The following is a 24,980-nucleotide window of genomic DNA, read 5'->3' on the forward strand; positions in this document are numbered from 1 at the left end:
TGAATATCTTATTTTTCAACAAAATGACAATAAACGACATTACAAATATTTTAGAGGAGTTTGCCCCACTAGACTTTGCTGAGGATTTTGACAATGTAGGCCTTTTAGTAGGAAATGCATCTACAGAGGTAACCGGTGTACTGGTAACATTGGACACTTTAGAAAATGTGGTCGATGAAGCTATTTCCAAAAATTGTAATTTGATCGTGAGCTTTCATCCTATTATTTTTGGGGGATTAAAAAAAATTACCGGTAAAAATTATGTAGAGCGTGTAGTGATCAAGGCCATAAAAAATGACATTGCCATATATGCCAACCATACGGCCTTGGATAATGCACGACATGGCGTAAATGCCAAAATATGTGAAGTTTTGGGCCTTGGCAACACTAAAATTCTACTTCCTCAAAAATCTACATTTAAAAAAATAACGACCTATGTACCGGTTGAGAGCGTTGAAGATGTAAAGCGTGCTATTTTTACCGCTGGTGCAGGTGAAATTGGCAACTATTCTAACTGCAGTTTTACGGTTGAAGGCACAGGTAGCTATAAAGCAAATAGGGAAGCCAACCCTACTAAGGGCACTATAGGGGAAAACCATAAGGAACAAGAAATGATGCTTACCTGTGTTATGCCAAAAAACAAGACCAAGTCCGTGGTAGATGCACTGTTGCACAGCCACCCTTATGAGGAAGTGGCCTATGACATTCAAACCTTGGACAATAGCAACCCTTATATTGGTATGGGTATGGTGGGCGAATTGGAAATAGCAGTACCAGAAGCCCAATTTTTAAGTGATTTGAAACTGAAAATGAAAACCCCGATCGTTAGACACTCAAATTTTTTAAACAGACCCATTAAAAAAGTGGCGGTACTTGGTGGAAGTGGATCGTTTGCCATTAGCGCTGCAAAGTCAGCAGGAGCGGACATTTTCATTACTGCAGACCTTAAATACCATCAATTTTACGAGGCTGAAAACCAAATTGTTCTGGCAGATATTGGACACTTTGAAACTGAGCAGTTTACAAAAAACCTTTTAGTTGATTATCTTACAAAAAAAATTCCTAATTTTGCAGTCCATTTATCGGAAAGTATAACAAATCCCATCAATTATTTTTAATATGGCAAAAAAAGAAGATTCCTCTGTAGAAGCAAAGTTAAGAGCATTATATGATTTGCAATTAATTGATTCTAGAGTCGATGAAATAAGGAATGTTCGTGGTGAACTACCTTTAGAAGTAGAAGATTTGGAAGATGAAGTCCTAGGCCTAAAAACGAGAATGGATAAACTTAAAACTGATTTAGAGAACATCAACTTCGAAATCGGCGCCAAGAAAAATCTAATTGAAGAAGCAAAGGCCCTAATCAAAAAATACGGCGAGCAACAAAAAAATGTTCGTAACAGTAGAGAATTCAATTCTATTAGTAAAGAATTGGAATTTCAAGAACTGGAAATACAATTGGCAGAAAAGAACATTAAAGAGTTCAAGGCCCAAATAGACCAAAAGAAAGCTGTAATAGCAGATACTAAAGAGCGTTTAGCGGAACGTGAGGCCCATTTAAAACATAAGAAGGGTGAGTTGAACGCCATTTTGGCCGAAACGGAAAAAGAGGAAAAAGCCTTATTGGAAGAATCTATCAAATTTCAGGATAAGATAGAAGAGCGTTTGGTAAAAGCTTACGCACGTATTCGTAAAAACGTAAAGAACGGTTTAGCGGTCGTTCCTATTGAAAGAGGTGCTTCCGGTGGTTCTTTCTTCACCATTCCACCACAAGTTCAGGTAGAAATTGCTTCTAGAAAGAAAATTATAACAGATGAGCATAGTGGTCGTATTTTGGTTGATCCAACATTAGCCGAAGAGGAAAGCGAAAAAATGCAAAAAATGTTCGCCAAGCTTTAAGAGCATTATATCATAAGATTATTAAAAGGCCATCATTTAAATTGATGGCTTTTTTTAATTATATTATTATGAATGAGAACATTACACTATTTTATACTATTATTTGTAATTTTTCAACTACAAATGTGCAACGGCCAAACCTTCAAGGACTTTAAATGGAGTAACAGGATACTCATCTTAACCAATGACCAAAACCACTCCCATGAAATAGACCTTGCCGTTCAAGACATCAACAATGCTAAGCTAGGCGTGCAAGAAAGAGACCTTAAGGTATATATTCTAAGAGATGGTAAATTGTATACTACGGAAATGGAGTTGCTAGCCCTTGAACCCACCAATAACCTTAATGAAATACAGGAAGGTTATATTTTAATTGGTAAAGATGGAGGTATAAAAACCAACAAACCATATCCTTTGGCACTGAAAGAACTTTTTGATTTAATAGATAGCATGCCTATGAGAAAATCTGAAATGAAATCAAGAAACTGATTGTCCTAAAAGTTCCAATATTTTCTCTTCCACTTCCCTAGTGTCCCATTTTTTATCCAAATCGGGTATTTTCATTACCTGTTTCATAATGGCCTCTTGCGCATCGCCTTCTGCCAGCGCTTCCGCATAGGGTCTTTGGGAAAATGTTACCCTACTATATGCGGGAATCCATTTATCCGGATATTTTGATGCAAAATGTTTTTCAATTTTCTTTTGTAACAAAAAGTTGGTGTCAGCGGTCTTACTGCTCATTTCAACAAAGTTGCGGTAACTTAATTCTGCAATGGCATCTGCATTTGGTTTTCTTTTCTCCTGGTAGGTTTGGAAAATCTTTTCCCAATCATTGCCTATTTCTTGAATAATTTGATCTAGAACAAAAATATCCTCAAAGCCGGCATTCATTCCTTGACCATAAAAAGGTACCACTGCGTGAGCAGAATCTCCTACTAAGGCTACCTTGTTCCAATAGGTCCAAGGGTAACATTTCATGGTCACCATGGCACTGGTAGGGTTCTTAAAAAAGTCTTCCGTTAAATTTTCTATCTCATTTTTTACATTGGGAAAATAGGTAGTAAAAAACAATACCGCGTCTTTCTTGGTCTTTATACTTTCAAAAGATACTTCACCTTCAAACGGCATGAACAAGGTACATGTAAAACTACCATCTAAATTGGGCATGGCAATAAACATAAATTTTCCCCGTGGCCATATATGAAATGAATGTTTATCTAATTTATGTGAGCCATCTGCATTTGCCGGTATGGTAAGTTCCTTGTAGCCTACGTCTATAAAATCCTGTGAATAATCAAACCTACTGCGGCGCTGCATTTTATGGCGTACCCTAGAAAAAGCTCCGTCACAGCCAAATACCAAATCAAAGGCATATGCTTTCCACTCTCCTTTTTCACTGTCGCCGGTAAATATTTTGGCTTCGGGTAAATCTATATCCCAAACTTTTTCTTCAAAACGAAAATCTACACCATTTTTTTCCGCAAGATCAATCATCTTCCTGTTCAATACGCCTCTTGATATTGACCAAATAGCTTCACCGTCCTTTCCATATTTCTGATAATATTGCGGTTTCCCTATAACATGCATGGCACGCTTATCTAAAGGAATGGCAATTGTTTTAATTTCGTCTTCCAGGCCAACCGCCTTTAAAGCGTTCCACCCCCTATTGCTCATGGCCAGGTTAATGGATCTTCCTGAAAATTCAATATTCCTAATATCAGGTCTTCTGTCGAATACGGTAATCTTATGTCCGTATCTTTTTAAATAAATTGCCAGTAAGGAACCTACTAATCCAGAGCCTATAATGGCTATATTTTTTCTTTCTTGGGTCATGCGTGAGGCTTTCTGCCATCATTAAGTGAATGTTAAATGTAGCAAATATTGAACTATTTATAGTACTCATTGCGTAAACTAAACAAATCATATTGGAATTCTTACAATAATTATGTTTAACTTTATTTTAATTTTATTAAACAACTTTTATTTTGAAACATTTTGATACTACGGCATTGCAAAAACTTCCCAGTAGAAACAGGGCTCACCTCATCAATACGTGTACCGGATATAAACCTGCAAATTTAATTGGGTCTAAGGACAAGAAGGGTACTACCAATTTAGCTGTTTTTAACTCCGTAGTCCATATAGGTAGCCATCCAGCTATGTTAGGTTTTATTCTTAGGCCATTGACCGTTAGAAGAGATACCTACGAAAACTTTAAGGAAACGGGATTTTTTACCGTAAATCAAATTAATACTTCCATCATCAAAAAAGCCCATCATACCGCCGCCAGCTATGAAGAGGATATTTCGGAATTTTCAACTTCTGGCTTGACCGAGATGTATCTAGATAATTTCTACGCACCCTATGTGGAGGAGAGTAAAATTAAAATCGGATGCAAATATATCAATGAATATACCATTAAGGAAAATGGCTGCCTGTTGATCATTGGGGCTATAGAGCACCTCTACATTTCAGAGAATTATATAGCAGAAGATGGCTGGGTACATCTGGATCAATTAGATACTGCGGCTATAATAGGACTAGATGGTTATGCCCTACCCAAATTATTAGACAGGTTCAATTATCAAAAGCCAAACGAACCTACCAAATCCATACGGTAATGGCCCATAAAAAAAAGTATTTACCCACTAAAATCTGCCTAGTTAGCAGTAGGCCGTTCAGTTGGCGCAAAAAATGGGAAAACAATTGGGAAGCGGTTAAATACTGTAGCGAAAAATGTAGAAGAAGTAAGTAATAGCATACTACCGTATTATGAATACAATTATTTGGTTTAGAAACGACTTAAGAGTTCAGGACAATGTCTCATTGCTCCATGCCATGAAAGGCAAAAAGGTACTGGCTTATTATTGTTTTGAATCGGTTTTTTTTCAGGAAGACGAATACGGATTCAAAAGAACGGAGCATTTTAGGGCAAAGTTTTTAATAGAAACAATTACAGTATTAAAAGAGCAATTAAAAAAGCTAAATATTCCCTTGTTCGTCTATCAGGGTGAATCATCCAAACACCTTGTAAACTTGATTAATTTGCACCAAATTGATAGTGTATATGTACAACGAGAATGGACAAGGGATGAACGGGCCATACTCAATTCAGTAAAAAACAAGCTTACTACGACCAAATTCTTTGAAAACTTTGACCAATTTCTATTTCACCCTGAGGATGTACCTTACGCTTCCTATGACTCCATACCTGAAATATTCACAAGTTTCAGGAAAAAATGCGAACACCTTGTAAAGGTTAGACCTATACATAGGGTAACAAAAAAACTGCCTTTGGAAAATAATGTAGAAAACAATACCCATATACCTACTTTACAAGAATTAGGCTTAGTAAGTTTTACTGTTGATGACCGTACCGCTTTTCCTTTTAAGGGAGGTACTGTAGAGGCTCAAAAGCGTATGGACCACTATTTTTGGAAATCAAAGAAATTGGCTGTTTACAAAAAAACAAGAAACGGACTTATAGGTATAGATTACAGCTCCAAATTATCCGCTTGGTTGGCAAATGGTAGCCTCTCCCCTAGAATGATTTACTGGGAAGTCAAGAATTTTGAAAATGAAATCACTAAAAATCAGGATACTTATTGGCTGATTTTTGAACTTATTTGGCGCGATTTTTTTAAATATATCTCCCTAAAACACCAAAACAGTATATTTCATAAAGGGGGTATATTAAATAAGGAGTATGATTGGCGATCCAATGATACTATAAAAACTGATTGGATCAACGGAATAACCAAGGAACCTTTTGTCAATGCCAATATGAAAGAATTAAAATTAACCGGGTGGATGAGCAACAGGGGCAGACAAAATGTGGCTAGTTTTTGGTCTAAAGCACAACAGCAAGATTGGCGCATTGGTGCTGCCTACTTTGAAAGTATGCTCATTGACTATGATGTACATAGCAATTATGGTAATTGGATGTATGCCAGTGGTGTGGGCAGCGACCCAAGGGATAGAACATTCAATATAAAATTACAAGCAGAGCGCTATGATGGTAACGGTAAGTACCAACGCTTATGGTTACAGGATACTTTATTCTAATACCATAGCGCCCTAAACACCATACACTTATATTTTAAAAATTAGAAAATGAAAACCTTACGCTTAATTCTTGGCGATCAATTAAACCAAAATCATTCATGGTTCAATACTGTTGATGAAAATGTCATTTACATCATGGCAGAAATGAAGCAGGAGACAGATTATGTAAAACATCATATTCAAAAAGTAGTGGCATTTTTTATGGCCATGCGCCATTTTAAAGAGCAACTAACGTCTAAAGGGCATCATTTTATTTACTTTACCATTACCCATCCAGAAAATCCACAAGAACTTAAGGAATTAATTACTCAGGCCATTGAGAAGAATCAAATTGAAAAGTTTGAATACCTACTACCCGATGAGTATAGACTGGATCAACAACTACGTACTATTTGTAATGAACTTACTATTGCAACATCTTACTATGATACGGAACACTTTTATACCACTAGATTACAATTAAAAGAATTTTTTAAGGGAAAGAAGCAATTGATCATGGAAAGCTTTTACAGAATGATGCGGAAAAAACATAACATCATGATGGTAAACGATCAACCGGAAGGCGGTAAATGGAACTTTGACCATGCCAATCGTAAAAAGTGGAAAGGTCAGCCCACCATACCCCATGAAAGAGGGTTTAGGAAAAACGTTACCGATATTCTTAAAGAATTGGAAGAAGCCCATGTTAAAACCTTTGGGTCTATTGACCCTGAACAATTTAGCTGGCCCGTTACCAGGGCAGACTGTCTTTCCGTACTAAACTATTTCTGCAATGAACTTTTGGTGCATTTTGGCGACTACCAAGATGCCATGCATGAAGAACAAAAGTTTTTGTTTCATTCACGCCTATCGTTTGCCATGAACGCTAAAATACTCTCCCCAAAAGAGGTAATCAACAAAGTGCTAGGTCATTATTATGACCATAAAGAGGATATACATATTTCTCAGGTAGAAGGGTTTATACGTCAAATTCTTGGGTGGCGAGAATATATGAGAGGTATTTATTGGAAAGAAATGCCAGAATATAAGACCTTGAACAAATTAAAGAATACCAATTCATTACCAGATTTTTATTGGACAGGCAACACTAAAATGAATTGTTTAAAACACGCTATTGGCCAAAGTTTGGATGCCGCTTATGCACACCATATTCAGCGACTTATGGTTATCGGTAATTTTTCATTGTTAACACAGATGCACCCAGACGAGGTGGACCAATGGTACCTTGGTGTATATATAGATGCCATAGAATGGGTAGAAATTACCAATACAAGAGGTATGAGCCAATTTGCGGACGGCGGTATCGTAGCCACCAAGCCTTATATAAGCAGTGCCAATTATATACATAAAATGAGTAATTATTGTGGAAATTGCCATTACAGCCACACAAAAAAAACCGGTGATGATGCCTGCCCCTTCAATGCTTTATATTGGAACTTCTTGGCAGAAAAAAGAAACCATTTTAAAGATAATCAACGCATGAAAATGATGCTATCCCTATTGGACAAAATGGAAGGAAAAAAATTAGCGGAACTGCAAAAAAGAGCACATGAAATCATTCAAAATCCCGAAGCATACTAAACGCCAATATGTGTTAAAATTGAACATTGGCAACATCTAATTTTACATCGCATTAGCTCAACAAAAGACCACATAAACCAACTTGCATAAATTCCTGTAAAAAACTTGTTTATTTTAGGTTCTGAAAATTCAAAATTCCGAAACTTCTTACAAATCCTGATAGTGGTATTTCAAGATATTTTACAAATTAAAAACGCTCTTATCCCCTAGTATAAAGTTGACAATCGATAAACGACTTTAAGTTATCGACAAAGTAATTTTAACACTTTTCACTACAGACTTACAACAATTACAAAGTTTAAAAATTACCATTAACTACTTGATTCATCATTTTTAGGCCTTCTCACAAATATTTTTTAATATATTGATTATCAGTTATTTAACTGAGTAAATTAAAAACTTGTTAAAATTTTAATTTTACACACGTAAGAAAATTATATCAAACAAAAAACCACAACTTTTTCTTGCTACACAACAACAATTTAATTTTAAGGTTTTATCAGCGTTATTTTGCTATTGTCCGTTTTTGGCAGATTGTCTGTCATCTGCGTACAGTTTGAACATGAGTCTAGAAAATTCATTTAATAAGGAATGGTCTAACAACCGAGTTCAAATTTTGACATTTAGATACTTTAAAAAACGTTGAGCATGATTTTAAAACCGTGTTCAGCCAAGTAAAGTTTAAGAAATGATAGTTTCTGATAATCGACCTATGACCAAAAATTTTATTGCAGCCATAGCCTGCGCTTTTTTTTGCTTGACCAGCACAATTCTATCGGCCCAATGTGAAAATAGTAATGGTGGTTTTGAAAGCGGTACCACCAACTATGTATTTGGACCCGGGTCTGCTATAGAAAGTAATCCTGTTCATGTGCTCAATGGTAGTTCTGCTGCCTCCTTACCCGCTACTGGCGGTGTGATAACCACAGTGGGTTACCTAATTAGCGAGGGAGAAACCCTTAATTTTAGTCTATTTAATAAGGTATTCGGAACAACGGGAGACGTAGACGTATCCGTTAATTTTTATAATGGTGGCGGAAATTTAAGAGGAACCGAGAATTTAACTATTCCTACGAACGCCAACGGCAACTATAAACAAAATGATTTTACGGCTACAGCTCCAAACGGAACATCGTACTTTGAAATTGAAATACTCAACAACACCAACGATATTGTTTATATTGATGATGTTTGCTTTGGATATCTTAGGGAAATATGTGGAAATGGCATTGATGATGATGGTGATGGCGATGTAGATGAATATTGTTATAGTATATCAGATGCCAGCGTATCTGAAGGTGGGGTAATGACATTTACCCTTTCTACTACAACGGCAGAGTTCTTTTCAAGCCGAACTTTTGACCTTACTTACGTAAACCTTACTACAACAGATGCCGATTATACCGGACCTGCACAAGTTACAATAAACCCGTTTTCAACTTCAAGAACATTTCAGGTCACTGCGGAGAACGATGATTGGGTAGAGGCTACGGAACAACAATTTGCCATTTATTTTACTAGAAGCACCGGTGAGGTCAATTATGAAAAACGCCAGGGTATAGGAACCATAACCGATACCGATGTAGCCTATGTAACAGGTGGTAATTATGATGTAAGCGAAGGAGACACCATTGCCTATACGCTTAGGTTATCTACAGATTCCAATAGTGGAGGGCAGCAATATGTGGGGATTGAGGATGCCTATACGGTAGATTTTGAAGTTTTGGAATTCCCAGGTTCCGTTAGTCCGGCCAGTGATGGTACGGATTTTAATGCGTTTACCACCACTGCAACATTTCCTGCCGGATCAATTGCCGGGACAGAAATAATCATCAATATCCCTACCATTGAAGATACTTTGGTAGAGCCGTCAGAAGAATTTCACGGCGTAAAATCACAAAATTCCGCAGAAGCCACAAAATATGGCTCAGGTCCTTCCAGGGTTTCCATTAATAACGAGAATTCGTCTTTAAGGATTCATGATAACGATGCGGCCACCATAAGTATAACGGATGCCACTGTACTGGAGAATGCAGGTACAGCCAATATTGCCTTTACATTGAACGGATCCGTTCAGAACCCTTTTGATATTGACTACGCTACTGCCGACAATACTGCTGTGGCCACAACGGATTATACCACGGATTCCGGTAACATTTCCTTTACAGGGACCAACGCAGAAACACATGCGATAAATCTCAGTATCACGGACGACTCAGTTACAGAATTACAAGAAAATTTTATCGTTAACCCAGTATACAATACTGCCCCGGTAGGATTAAATAACTATGTGCCCCAACAAATAACCTTTGTTCCCAGCGCGGCAACGATTACTATTAATGATGATGACCTTGATACCGATAACGATGGTATAAGGGATGCCGTGGATATAGATGATGATAACGACGGTATTCTTGACACTAATGAAGCTATTGAATGCATAGATGATGATTATCTGGCATGGGAATTTAATTCTCCTCCTGGTAACAGAGCGGTAGATTATGTACAGAATCCAGCAATTACCAATTGGTTAATTTCCTCTGCTTCTGATATTGTAATTGGTAGCGGACTTACAGATGCTTCTCCGGGTACGGAGTTACAGATTACGGACCTAGAGGGCGCCAACTATCCGGAAGCAGTCGTAAACAATGATTATATAGAAATAAGTTTTACCACTGCCAGTAATTTGACTTACCCGGTCATGGAAAGAATGGGTGTTAATTGGTACCAAAATTCCGATGGTACTACTATTGGTAATGCTTATGATGCGGCCATTGCCATATCTAAAGATAATTTTGTAACCTCTACCTTGTTGAATTCTGATGTTAGGGTTCATTATCCTACTAATGGGGTTTCTGAGTTTTTTGATTTAACACAGTCCGGGGTACAATATAATTTAGAAGAAAATACCACGTATACCGTTCGTATTTACGCCTATAACCAACAATCTGATGGTAATGTGGCATATTCCGTTTTTGATGATTTGACCCTAAGGTTGTCATCATGTTTGGAGCGTGATACGGATGGGGACAATATTCCCGACCAATTAGATAACGATAGTGACAATGATAATTGTGTAGATGCGGTAGAAGCCGGACATACAGATCCAGATGCAGATGATTATTTAGGCAATTCGCCAGTGACAGTAAATGCTCAGGGCCAAGTTACGGGCCAAGGCGGGTATACAGGAGTAAGCGGAAATGAAATTGTGGCAACGGAAACAACCGTAAATGTTCCACCTTCCAATTCTACGGTCAACGAAGGCGGTTCAACTACTTTTTCCATAGATGTATCTGCCATAAATACAACAAATTTTGCTTCAAGTACTCCGGTCTATTCCGGTCCTGGAAGTTCTGATTCTTCTAGCGAACTAAACTATCAATGGCAGGAAAATGGTGTAAATCTTAGTGATAACGGGGTATACAGTGGTGTAACCACCAATACCTTGGCGATAAGCGATGTTTCTGGTTTAAGTGGAAATACGTATACGGTAATCGTTACCCATAATGACCATATATGCACCAATATTCAACACTCTGCAACCCTAACCACTGTTGATATTTGTGATCCGGTAGCATCAGGATATACAGATACGGATGGTGATGGTCTAACGGATATTTGTGATCAAGATGATGATAATGATGGTATTTCAGATACTGAAGAATGCCCCATTGTACCTGTAGATTTTAGTGCAATTGAATCTGACCCCATAAATGTGGGCGATACATCCGTCAGTTTTTCCAATGATATCAACGGTAATGCCTTACCATTGACCTTGAGTATTGCTAATATTACAAGTTATGGCGCTACAGATGTAGGTGTCCTTTCCGAGAATTCTGGATCAATATTAAGATTTCAAGACGCCAATGGGGTAACCTCCGGTACTGGGTATTCTGCGGAATTACAGTTTTCAGAGCCTTCCAATTTCAGATTTGGTGCAGATAATACATTGGGGAATTCCAATATCAATCAATCGGATAGATTCATCATTACTCCTATCAACCCTTCCGCAGATTTTAAATGGATCGTTATATCCAGTGCAGCTGCGGATATTACTACGGTGAATAATGAAATGACCATAACTGGGGACAGTAGCTCCGGTAACCTAGGAAATACCCCTTTCGCTGAATTTGATATTACCATTTCAGGTACAGTAGAAGGATTGATCGTATATCATGAAGCCAACTTCTCCGCGCCTTCCCCTAGTGGTGTTAATTCCGGTAGATTTTCTTTTTCTTTCTGCCCAGATTCTGACAATGATAATATTCCTGATAGTCTTGAAACGGATAGTGACGGTGATGGTTGTGCAGATACGGTAGAAGCTGGTTTTACTGATCCAGACAACGATGGCATATTGGGTACATCACCTGTAACGGTTGATGCTAACGGACTGGTAACTGGACAAGGTGGTTATACCGGTACAAATGCAAATGTAACAACCGCTAACCCTCCTGCGGTTATTACCACACAACCTACAAACCAAATAACAAATTTAGGCGGCAATGCCACGTTTACGGCAGTAATTTCCGGATCTGGTCTTACTTACCAATGGGAAATAAGCACAGACGGGGGCACCAATTGGAACCCGGTTACCAATACAGGTATATATACCGGTGCAGATACCGATCAATTAACATTGACCGGAGTAAGCACCTCTGATCATGCCAACCTATTTAGACTAATAGCATCAGATGCCGATAACGCTTGTACACCGGAAGTCATGACCAATGAGGTTGAACTATATGTAACCCCAGAAATCAGTATAGCAGATGCAACGACTACTGAAGGTTCTGACAATACGTTTACAATTACCGCATCCCATAGCATAGACCAAGATGTTGTTTTCAATATAACGTATACTGATATTACAACCAACAGTGATATCGCTACCAACGGACCTGATTATAATGGTCCAAATACGGTTACACTTCTAGCAAATACTACATCCACAACATATAATGTAGCAGCTGTAGATGACCTATTATTGGAAGGCACTGAAGAATTTGAAACACAAATTTCATATGCATCTGGAGGAACAATAAATATAGTAGATAATGAAGGCCAAGGTCTTATCTATGATAATGATGACCCCGCTACGGGAGAAGGTATTTCCGTTGCAGATTTTACCGTTAGTGAAAATGTTACAGGTGGTATTGCAAATTTTGTATTTACCTATACGGGACCAGAGGTAGAAAGGTCATTTACCTTGGAATATTTAGTGAATGATGGCAGTGCACAGTTAAGTTCTGATTATTTGATCAATGGAGGTACTACCAGAACTGGGACAATTACCTTCCCTGCAAATACTAGGGATGGCGATGTTCAAAACCTAGTCATTGATATCATTGATGATGCCTTTATTGAACCTTCGGAAGAATTGTCCTTGGACATTACAAACAAATCCTTTACCAATCTTGTTATAACTGACAATACGGCCATTGGTACCATTACTAATGATGAGGTACCTGCAGCAGGCGAAGGTATATCCATTGCAGACTTTACCGTAAACGAAGGTGTTACTGGCCCTAACACGGTTGACTTTGTGGTAACCTATACAGGTCCTACCGTTGAAAATGCTTTTACCGTAGATTATAGCCTTGCAGATGTTACTACAACTGCAGGATCCGATTATAGTGCAAGTGCTACCGGGACAATTACCTTTCCGGGCGGAACAGCAGATGGTGATACGCAGCGTATTACACTCTCCATAACAGATGATAATGTTATTGAGGGCGATGAAACATTGACCGCAACCCTATCCAATGTATCCAATTCACTTTTAACAATTGTAAATGCAAATGCCACGGGTACCATAGAAGATAACGACACCACACCAAGCACAGGTTTATCCGTTGCAAATTTTACGGTGAACGAAGCTATAGGAACCGCAAATTTTGTGGTTACCTATACGGGTAAAAACGTTAAAGATGGTTTTACGGTAGATTACGTAATCAGTAATGGCACCGCCATATCAGGTCAAGATTTTACAGCTGTATTAGCGGATCAACTTACATTTCCTGCCGGTACAACTAGTGGAACTACAAGGTCGGTAGCGGTTACCATAACCGATGATCTAATTATTGAAGGTCCCGAAAATTTAAGCATACAGTTGTCTAACCTATCCACACCATTGCTAAATCTTGTTAATCCTGATGCACTGGGTACAATAAACGACAATGACACCAAAACGACTTCAACGGGTGTTTCTGTTGCTGACTTCTCCGTAGACGAATCAGCAAGTACGGCAAATTTTGTAGTTATCTATAATGGTTTGGAAGTTCAAGATGCCTTTACCGTAGATTATGACATTACCGATGCAACCGCAACGTTGACGGAAGATTACAACGCTAGTCCATTATCGGATACCTTGACCTTTCCGGCAGGTACTCAAGATGGTGACCAGTTAAGTGTTACCGTTACTATCATAGAAGATGCAATAATAGAAGGTGATGAAACACTAAACTTTGCACTTAGCAATCTCTCAACAACACTCATCAACATAGTAGATGGTAATGCTATAGGAACCATAGAGGATAATGATATTAAAACGGCCACAACAGGATTAACGGTTGCAGACTTTACTGTTGCCGAAGGTGGATCAACGGCAAATTTTGTGGTTACTTACAATGGTTTGGAAGTGCAAGAAGATTTTACGGTAGATTATGAAATTACCGATATTTCTACCACTTCTACAGGGCCTAGCGCAGATTTTACCGCTATTTTATCTGATGTAATCACTTTTCCAGCTGGTACAGAAGATGGTGATGTTCAAACAGTAACCGTTACTATTAACAATGATGATTTAATTGAGGCCGATGAAGAAATGAATTTTCAATTATCAAATCTATCTACATCACTGGTAAATATTGTAAAAGCAAATGCTACAGGAACAATTACCGATAATGACAATACGGTTGATAAAGGAATAGACTTCCAAAATTTAACGGTGACGGTAACAGAGGGTGACCCAGGGGATACCGTAGAAGCAAATTTTACTGTTGAATTTAATGGTGATATTGATACTACAGAAACCATTGAAGTTGATTATGTTATAAATAACGGTACTGCCGCCAATGCAACGGATTTTTCACCACCTGCTACCGTACAGACGTTGACATTTACCAACCTAACAACCTCCAATACCATATCCGTTCCTATTCTTAACGATAATACGATAGAGGGTCAAGAAAATTTCTTTGTTGATCTTGTAGCTATACGTTCTAATGTAGGTATACGATTACTGAACAACCAGGCAACAGGTATTATTAATGATGACGATGCAGGTACTTTATCCGTTGCCGGATTCAGCATTGTTGAACAAACCAACTCCATAAATTTTGATATAACTTATAGTGGCGACAGGGTTGTGGGTGGATTTACCGTCAATTATGATATTACAGATATTTCCACTACTTCTGGAGTGGATTATACGGTAGAAACATCAGCAACCGGAACCCTTTCATTTACAGGTGTGGATAACGAGGTTAAATCCGTACAGATCAATATCATAGGAGATGCATTTATTGAACCCAATGAAGACTTAAGAATAACAATTTCAAGTCCGTCTATACCTCAAATTACTATTGTCAACGACGAAGCAACAGGTACTATCGTCAATGATGATTCCGGTAGTATATCCGTTGCAGGTTTTTCTGTTGATGAATACAATACAATTGCCAATTTTGATGTCACCTATACCGGTCAACCTATTGATGGTGGTTTTACGGCGTCTTACGTAATCAATGATGTTACTACAACATCCGGTACGGATTATACGGTGGCTTCACAAACAGGCACCTTAAACTTTACGGGAACCAATAATGAAGTACTTCAAGTTCCGGTTACTATTATACAGGATGCTGTTCTAGAAGGAGATGAGACAATGACAATTACCATTACCTCAATATCTCCAAATTTAGTTACCTCTACCAATGTTAGTGCTACAGGTACCATTGTAGATATTGACCACCAACCCACAGCAGTTGATGATTCATTTGTTGTATTTGGCGTTACTGATTTGACCGTTTTAGCAAATGATGATTTTGGTTTTGATGGGCCCGCTGCTACCAATTCACTACAGGTAGGTGCTGCCCCCATTAACGGTACGGTAACAATTAGAGATAATGGCACACCGGGAGATGCTACCGATGATTATTTTGAATACGTACCAAGTCCATCATTTAATGGTAATGATTCATTTACATATATCATTACAGATGCTAATGGTTCAACAGATACAGCTACAGTTAATATATATGTAAACGACACCAATCTTAAAAAAGAATTTGAAATAAGGTATCAGGGTAGTATTAATGGTGATTTTACCATGATTGCAAATAATGTGCTTTCACGTACTAGAACCGGAAACTATAATGGCGAAGATGGTAACCATGACTTTAACGACAATATGTTCGTGGATATTGATTCCGACCCAACAACCTTTAACTCTACCAATGCCAATTTAGCAAATCCAGAACCCAGCCTAAGCTGTCTTAATATCAAAAAAGCTTATTTATACTGGGCTGCTGCGGACAAAGAATATGATGGTACCACAGGTGGTGGGGCTACGGAACCTAGTTGGAACTTTGATCAAGTAAAACTAATGCTTCCGGGACAAACTACCTATACTACCGTGTCTGCCGATGAAGTTATTTACAGAGGACGTAGCGATCATTTCCAAAATGACCCATACGTATGTATAAAAGATATTACAGATGACATCAACTTACTTACATCTCCGTTCGGCACCTATCAAGTAGGAAATGTCAAAGCTACGGAAAGACAACTGCGCTCTCACGGTATTGGCAGCAACACCGGTACATCTGGTGGTTGGCAAATTGTATTCGTATATGAAAACAGTTCATTGGATCCTAAAAACATTACCTTATATGATGGGTATGTGCATACATTTGCTTCTGACGGTGCCGGAGAAACAGAATTTACCTTTAGTGGATTTGAAACGATACCAAACGGAGTTGTAAATGGTGATGTAATGCTTGGTGCACTAGAAGGTGACCGCGATCTTTCTGGAGATCAATTATTAATTTATGATGCTACCAACAATTGGTCCAATATCTCTACGGCTTTAAGACCTGATAATAATTTCTTCAACAGTAGAATTACAATCGACGGTTCAGATTACGTAAATCGTAGCCCTGCAAGTACCAACACCCTAGGTTTTGATGCGGCCCTTTTTCCACTGACCAATGGAGGTAATCAATACATTCAAAACAATCAAACATTTGCCCGTTTTAAAATTACGACGGATCAAGAATCTTACGGTCTATATCTTATGGGCTTGAGTGTAGATGTATATCATCCTAGTTTAGGTGCCTTAAGTTTGGATGTTAATGGTACAGGACCATTTGATGCTGGTGAAGTTGTGCCACTTACTTTACATATCACCAATACCGGTAACGATGACATAGAAGATTTGGAAATTTCAACGGTCCTACCTATAGAAGCTGATTTCTCAGGAGTAGGTACTTTACCTGCAGGTGTAACCCATAATTACGATGTACCAACAAGGACTTTGACCTTTTCGGTCGCCAATGGCAATACCAATATGGGGGCAGACTTTGATATTGATTTTGATATTGTACTTAGAGAACAATGTTATTTCCTTGAAGAGGCCTGTACGGCAAGTTTTGAAATTCAATCTATAGCCACGTATACCGGTGCTACTAATGGAAATACGATTACCACAAATAGTTCTTCCTCTACAGATTCTTGTGGAATTGGTAAGCATAACCCAACGGTAATAGATGTAGAACAACCAGACCAAGTTGCTTGGGATACTGCACCTAATGCGTTGAACAGAACTATTTCATGTGATAATATTGCTGCATATAACAATGCAAATTCCTTGGAACCGCAAACAGCAATCTGCGATTTCACATTGAATAAGACAGCGGGATCTTTTGTACCATCAGGTTCTTGCCCTACGGAAGGAACATATACCAATACGTGGACATTTACAGATGCGTGTGGTAGAGTAAGCGAAACATATACTCAAGTCATAACCATTGAGGATAATGAGGCGCCAACATTTAATGAAACATTACCAGCGGATACCTATGCGGCACATGATAATATTCCGGTAGCCCCTGTCCTATCTGCCAATGATAATTGTGATGCAAATTCTACGGTAGTCTTTACGGAAACTTATGACGGTGACAATACAAGTACATCATATACGATCATTAGAAATTGGTCCGTAAACGATTGTGCAGGTAATAATACCAGCCATACCCAATATATCTATGTTAGTGAAAATGGTGATCCCATTGGATTAGGCATTTCAGATATTACGGTAAATGAAGATGCAGGTACGGCAACTATAGAGGTTACCCATACAGGATCAGTTTCTGGTGGATTTACCCTTAATTACACTACTGTGGATGATACTGCGTTGCAATCCAGTGATTATATTGCCCAATCCAATACAATATCATTCTCGGGTACCAATAATGAAAAAAGAGCTATTACCATTACCATTAACAATGATAATCTAATTGAGGTAACGGAGCAATTCTTTGTTCAGATTTCCAATGGCACCAATACTCCTCCTATTAATGATAATGAAGGTATTATTACCATTACGGACAACGACAATATTCCAGGAACCACGGGAGTGTCATTTGCAAACAATAATGTTATTGTTACAGAAGGCACAAATTCCTTTGCAAGGTTTACAGCTACATTTACCGGTAATATTGCCCCAGGGCAAGATGTTACCGTAGATTATATTACATCTGACGGTAGTGCCGAGCAACCTCTTGACTATACGCAGACACTGGGTACAATAACTTTTAACAATACAACGAATTCGGTCAATATAGATGTTCCAATTATTGATGATACTATCATTGAACAGACCGAGGATTTTGTATTGACATTGTCCAATATACAATCCAATTTAGGTGTAGGCTTTATTGACCAACAACCTACCAATACGGCTACAGGAACTATTAATGATAATGATAATGTTCCAGGTACAACGGGAGTTTCATTTGCTGATGATACGGTAATCGTTACAGAAGGTTCAGAAACATTTGCCAGATTTGTAGTAACGTTTACCGGGGCCATAGCACCTGGAGAAGATGTAATGGTAGATTTCGAAACTTCTGATGGTATATCTACCAACCCCGCTGAACAACCAGACGATTATTCATTTATGAATGGTACCATAACGTTCAATAGCACAACAACTTCGGTCAATATAGATGTACCGTTCAACGATGATAATATAATTGAACCAACGGAAGATTTTATTCTGACCTTATCCAATGTACAATCTAACATAGGTGTGGGCTTTGTTGACCAACAACCTACCAATACGGCAACGGGAATTATCAATGATAATGATAATGATCCTGGTGTCACAGGTATCTCTTTTGATAACGATAACATTATTGTAAACGAAGCGGATGTTACGGCAACAATAACCGTATTGCTTACAGGAAATGTTCAAGGTGGCTTTAGTATTGACTATACCACTACTCAAGATACCGCACTACCTGGAGATGACTATACCACAGTCGCTGGCACATTAAATTTTAACGGTACAGATCAAGAAAGAATTACGATAACCGTTCCTATTACCAATGATAGTTTCATTGAACCAACGGAGCAATTTTTTATCGATTTATCAAATATTTCCACCTCATTAATCGCCATTAATGATAATCAAGGTACGGTAACCATTCAAGATGACGATTTAGCACCTGGTAACGGTATAGATTTCGTTGCAACGGATGTTGAAGTTACAGAAGGTGTTGGTGTTACGGCCATTTTCGATGTTATTCTTTCCGGTAATTTCCAAGAACCCTTTGATGTAGCATTTGAAACGGCATATGGCTCTGCTACCGCAACAGATTTCACAGCACAATCCGATGTTTTATCTTTTGCAGGTAATAACAATGAAGTTCATCAAATTACAGTTAACATACTTGATGACAATTTTATTGAACCTACGGAAGGATTCTTTGTTAACCTATTAAGTTCAACCAATCCTTTAGTACCTATAAATACACCACAGGCTACCGGTACTATATTAGATGATGATAATACTCCCGGCACTACAGGTATATCCTTTGACGCCGCCGACATCATCGTCACCGAGGGCGTGGGCGTACAGGCCGTGTTCACCGTGAACTTCACCGGCGAGATCGCTCCGGGAGAGGAAGTAACAGTGGACTTTGTGACCAACGACGGAACCGCAATTGACGGTACCGACTACATCGCCGACAACGGCACCCTGACCTTCAGGAACGACGAGTACGTAAGGACCGTGGCCATAGATATCGTGAACGACAACTTTATAGAGCCACAGGAGCAGTTCTCCATGGTACTCTCCAACATACAGTCCGACATGGGAATAGAGTTCGTGGACCAACAGCCAACGAATACCAAGACCGCGACCATCCTGGACGACGACAACATTCCGGGCACTACAGGTATATCCTTTGACGCCGCCGACATCATCGTCACCGAGGGCGTGGGCGTACAGGCAGTGTTCACCGTGAACTTCACCGGCGAGATCGCTCCGGGAGAGGAAGTGACAGTGGACTTCGTGACCAACGACGGGACCGCAATTGACGGTACCGACTACATCGCCGACAACGGCACCCTGACATTCAGGAACGACGAGTACGTAAGGACCGTGGCCATAGATATCGTGAACGACAACTTTATAGAGCCACAGGAGCAGTTCTCCATGGTGCTGTCCAACATACAGTCCGACATGGGAATAGAGTTCGTGGACCAACAGCCAACGAATACCAAGACCGCGACCATCCTGGACGACGACAACATTCCGGGCACTACAGGTATATCCTTTGACGCCGCCGACATCATCGTCACCGAGGGCGTGGGCGTACAGGCAGTGTTCACCGTGAACTTCACCGGCGAGATCGCTCCGGGAGAGGAAGTGACAGTGGACTTCGTGACCAACGACGGGACCGCAATTGACGGTACCGACTACATCGCCGACAACGGGACCCTGACATTCAGGAACGACGAGTACGTAAGGACCGTGGCCATAGATATCGTGAACGACAACTTTATAGAGCCACAGGAGCAGTTCTCCATGGTGCTGTCCAACATACAGTCCGACATGGGAATAGAGTTCGTGGACCAACAGCCAACGAATACCAAGACCGCGACCATCCTGGACGACGACAACATTCCGGGCACTACAGGTATATCCTTTGACGCCGCCGACATCATCGTCACCGAGGGCGTGGGCGTACAGGCAGTGTTCACCGTGAACTTCACCGGCGAGATCGCTCCGGGAGAGGAAGTGACAGTGGACTTCGTGACCAACGACGGGACCGCAATTGACGGTACCGACTACATCGCCGACAACGGGACCCTGACATTCAGGAACGACGAGTACGTAAGGACCGTGGCCATAGATATCGTGAACGACAACTTTATAGAGCCACAGGAGCAGTTCTCCATGGTGCTGTCCAACATACAGTCCGACATGGGAATAGAGTTCGTGGACCAACAGCCAACGAATACCAAGACCGCGACCATCCTGGACGACGACAACATTCCGGGCACTACAGGTATATCCTTTGACGCCGCCGACATCATCGTCACCGAGGGCGTGGGCGTACAGGCAGTGTTCACCGTGAACTTCACCGGCGAGATCGCTCCGGGAGAGGAAGTGACAGTGGACTTCGTGACCAACGACGGGACCGCAATTGACGGTACCGACTACATCGCCGACAACGGGACCCTGACATTCAGGAACGACGAGTACGTAAGGACCGTGGCCATAGATATCGTGAACGACAACTTTATAGAGCCACAGGAGCAGTTCTCCATGGTGCTGTCCAACATACAGTCCGACATGGGAATAGAGTTCGTGGACCAACAGCCAACGAATACCAAGACCGCGACCATCCTGGACGACGACAACATTCCGGGCACTACAGGTATATCCTTTGACGCCGCCGACATCATCGTCACCGAGGGCGTGGGCGTACAGGCAGTGTTCACCGTGAACTTCACCGGCGAGATCGCTCCGGGAGAGGAAGTGACAGTGGACTTCGTGACCAACGACGGGACCGCAATTGACGGTACCGACTACATCGCCGACAACGGGACCCTGACATTCAGGAACGACGAGTACGTAAGGACCGTGGCCATAGATATCGTGAACGACAATTTCATAGAGCCACAGGAGCAGTTCTCCATGGTGCTGTCCAACATACAGTCCGACATGGGAATAGAGTTCGTGGACCAACAGCCCACGAATACCAAGACCGCGACCATCCTGGACGACGACAACATTCCGGGCACTACAGGTATATCCTTTGACGCCGCCGACATCATCGTCACCGAGGGCGTGGGCGTACAGGCAGTGTTCACCGTGAACTTCACCGGCGAGATCGCTCCCGGAGAGGAAGTGACGGTCGACTTCGTGACCAACGACGGGACCGCAATTGACGGTACCGACTACATCGCCGACAACGGGACCCTGACCTTCAGGAACGACGAGTACGTAAGGACCGTGGCCATAGATATCGTGAACGACAACTTTATAGAGCCACAGGAGCAGTTCTCCATGGTACTGTCCAACATACAGTCCGACATGGGCATCGAGTTCGTGGACCAACAGCCCACGAATACCAAGACCGCGACCATCCTGGACGACGACAACATTCCCGGTACTACAGGTATATCCTTTGACGCCGCCGACATCATCGTCACCGAGGGCGTGGGCGTACAGGCAGTGTTCACCGTGAACTTCACCGGCGAGATCGCTCCGGGAGAGGAAGTGACGGTCGACTTCGTGACCAACGACGGGACCGCAATTGACGGTACCGACTACATCGCCGACAACGGCACCCTGACCTTCAGGAACGACGAGTACGTAAGGACCGTGGCCATAGATATCGTGAACGACAATTTCATAGAGCCGCAGGAGCAGTTCTCCATGGTACTCTCCAACATACAGTCCGACATGGGCATCGAGTTCGTGGACCAACAGCCCACGAATACCAAGACCGCGACCATCCTGGACGACGACAACATTCCCGGTACTACAGGTATATCCTTTGACCCTGCCGATGTTATCGTGACCGAAGGTGTTGACCCGGAAGCAATATTTACGGTTAATTTTACAGGTGAAATTACGCCTGGAGAAGACGTTACCGTAGAGTATGTAACGTATGACGGTACAGCAATGGATGGTTTCGACATGACGGCACAAATTGGCTCATTGACATTCAACAATGGAAATTATACAGCTACCATCAATATTCCTATCCTAGATGATAGTTATATAGAACCACAGGAGTCGTTTACCGTAGAACTTTCCAATATACAGTCTAACATGGGCATCGAGTTCGTGGACCAACAACCTACGAATACAGACACGGGTATTATCAACGATGATGACAATATATTGGGTACAACGGGTATCTCGTTTGACCCTGCCGATGTCATCGTGACAGAAGGTGTTGACCCCGAAGCAATATTTACGGTCAACTTTACCGGGCTAATTACTCCTGGAGAAGATGTTACCGTAGACTTTGCAACTTATGACGGTACGGCAATTGACGGTTTAGATTTAACCGCACAAACTGGTACGTTGACCTTTAACGATACTAACTATACAGCGACATTTGCCATACCGATCTTGAACGATGAAGTGATTGAACCAATGGAGGACTTTACTACGGTATTATCCAACATACAGTCTAACATGGGAATCGAGTTCCTAGATCTACAACCTACCAATACAGATACGGGTGTCATCAACGATGATGATAGTGACCCAACTAGTAGAGGAGTAGCATTTGACCTTACCTCCATCAGCGTAAATGAGGATGCCGGTACGGTAAGTATAGATGTTGTTTTAAACGCACAGGTTCAAGATGAGTTCACCGTTGAATTCTATACCGTAGATGCTACCACTATTGAAGGGGATGACTATATTGGCGTTCCACGAAATACACAGACTTTGATGTTTGGAGGTATTCATGCAAACACACAGACCATTGTAATAGAAATAATTGATGATATCATTATTGAGGATCCTGAAAATTTCAGGGTTATTCTAGAAAATATTTCTACACCATTAGTAGGTATACTGTCTAATGATATTACCACAGTTACCATTATAGATAATGATGGTAATGAAGGTTGGCCTACAGATGTAACAATAGAGGCTTGTGACACCTTACCAGAAGTATTTGAAATTACGTCAGATAGCTCCTGTGCCATTACCGTTGAGTACACTGAAGCTATTGAAGGACAGGATGATGAATGTGCTACTGAATACACCATAACCAGAACTTGGACGGTTACCGATTGTGTAGGCAATGTACGTACACATACTCAGGTTATAACCATTGAAGATACCGTTGCGCCTACATTTACAGAAGAACTGCCACAAAACATGACGGTGGAATGTAACATGGTTCCAGATGCGGTAACACTTACCGCCACGGATACCTGTGACCCAAATATTGAAGTAATATTTGAGGAAACCATAACCAATGATGCCAATTGTGCTCTAGGATATACGGTAACCAGAACTTGGACTGCAACTGATTGTGCCGGTAATAGCGTTGAACATACACAAATAATAACCGTAGAACCAACGGGGCCGATCATGACGGAAGCTTATGAAGAAGAAATCTCAATTATATGTGGTGATGAAATACCAGAAGTACCAGAATTGATCTATACCGGTGGTTGTGATAATTATGAAGTGGTATATAACGAAGAAACACAATATGCCAACGATAGTGATGATTTCATGATCATTAGAACTTGGGAGTTGGTTGATTCATGTGGCAATACCGCATCGTTTGAGCAAATAATTTTTGTACTTCAACCTCAACTGGAAGAGATAACCATTAACATTTGTATAGAGGACCAGCCCATTGACCTATTGAATTATTTACCACAAGACTTTGATCAAAATGGTACATTCATGATTCTTGAAGGGGATGTGGTCTTGGAACAAAATTACTTTGACCCAATGAACCATGAACCTGGGGCATACAAAATTGCCTATAGTTCTACCGAAGGAACATGTAAGTACTATGTAGATTTCACGGTCTTGATAGATACGGAATGTGTACCATGTGGCAGAGGGGAAATTGTATTGTCCAAAGCGGTCACAGCAAATGGCGATGGTGTAAATGATTTCTTTGAAATTACAGGTGTAGAATATTGTACGTTCAGTTTTGATATTATGATATTCAATAGATGGGGAACCAAGGTGGTGGAAATTCAGGATTACCAAAATGATTGGGGCGGTGTTGCCCCTAGTGGATCATTTGGTCAATCTGGTATGTTACCGACCGGTACCTATTACTATATTATAACAGCAACTGATAAAGAAACCGGTAAAATATTAGAGCCCTTTAACGGATACATTTATCTAGGTACTGAATAACCATGCAATA

At 40.5% G+C, this 24,980-nt stretch carries 9 protein-coding genes; 8 read left to right on the forward strand and 1 reads right to left on the reverse strand.

All coding sequences use genetic code 11. The features are described 5' to 3' along the window. The first annotated feature begins 23 nt into the window (after positions 1-23). The 3 genes from ABVM52_RS03010 (at position 24) to ABVM52_RS03020 (ending at position 2,388) form a co-directional block, all read left to right on the forward strand. On the forward strand, positions 24-1,118 hold the full coding sequence (locus tag ABVM52_RS03010) for a Nif3-like dinuclear metal center hexameric protein (protein ID WP_405383577.1): 1,095 nt from the start codon (positions 24-26) through the stop codon (positions 1,116-1,118). A 1-nt stretch (position 1,119) separates the two neighbouring features. Beyond that, complete coding sequence (locus ABVM52_RS03015; RefSeq protein WP_405383579.1) at positions 1,120-1,899, forward strand: zinc ribbon domain-containing protein; 780 nt, start codon at positions 1,120-1,122, stop codon at positions 1,897-1,899. A gap of 72 nt (positions 1,900-1,971) precedes the next feature. Further along, on the forward strand, positions 1,972-2,388 hold the full coding sequence (locus ABVM52_RS03020; RefSeq protein WP_405383581.1) for a DUF4174 domain-containing protein: 417 nt from the start codon (positions 1,972-1,974) through the stop codon (positions 2,386-2,388). Here ABVM52_RS03020 and ABVM52_RS03025 read toward each other — a convergent pair. Then, positions 2,377-3,732 (reverse strand): FAD-dependent oxidoreductase, encoded by a 1,356-nt coding sequence (locus ABVM52_RS03025; protein WP_405383583.1) that lies wholly within the window; start codon positions 3,730-3,732, stop codon positions 2,377-2,379. The two genes, ABVM52_RS03020 and ABVM52_RS03025, sit on opposite strands and share 12 nt — an antisense overlap. Before the next feature lie 152 nt (positions 3,733-3,884). Here ABVM52_RS03025 and ABVM52_RS03030 point away from each other — a divergent pair, with 152 nt between their 5' ends. The 5 genes from ABVM52_RS03030 (at position 3,885) to ABVM52_RS03050 (ending at position 24,970) form a co-directional block, all read left to right on the forward strand. Next, entirely contained in the window at positions 3,885-4,520 is a 636-nt protein-coding gene (locus ABVM52_RS03030; protein WP_405383585.1) for a flavin reductase family protein, read from the forward strand. Continuing rightward, complete coding sequence (locus ABVM52_RS03035; protein WP_405383587.1) at positions 4,520-4,654, forward strand: DUF2256 domain-containing protein; 135 nt, start codon at positions 4,520-4,522, stop codon at positions 4,652-4,654. The genes ABVM52_RS03030 and ABVM52_RS03035 overlap by 1 nt, the downstream gene beginning before the upstream one ends. Before the next feature lie 17 nt (positions 4,655-4,671). Next, on the forward strand, positions 4,672-5,964 hold the full coding sequence (locus ABVM52_RS03040; RefSeq protein ID WP_405383589.1) for a DASH family cryptochrome: 1,293 nt from the start codon (positions 4,672-4,674) through the stop codon (positions 5,962-5,964). Between the two features lie 48 nt (positions 5,965-6,012). Beyond that, a complete protein-coding gene (locus tag ABVM52_RS03045) occupies positions 6,013-7,545 on the forward strand; it encodes a cryptochrome/photolyase family protein (RefSeq protein WP_405383591.1) in 1,533 nt (510 codons plus the stop codon). Between the two features lie 712 nt (positions 7,546-8,257). Then, a complete protein-coding gene (locus ABVM52_RS03050; protein WP_405383593.1) occupies positions 8,258-24,970 on the forward strand; it encodes a Calx-beta domain-containing protein in 16,713 nt (5,570 codons plus the stop codon). The last annotated feature ends 10 nt before the right edge of the window (positions 24,971-24,980 follow it).

This window comes from Maribacter sp. LLG6340-A2 (assembly GCF_045057105.1).
Lineage (GTDB): Bacteria > Bacteroidota > Bacteroidia > Flavobacteriales > Flavobacteriaceae > Maribacter.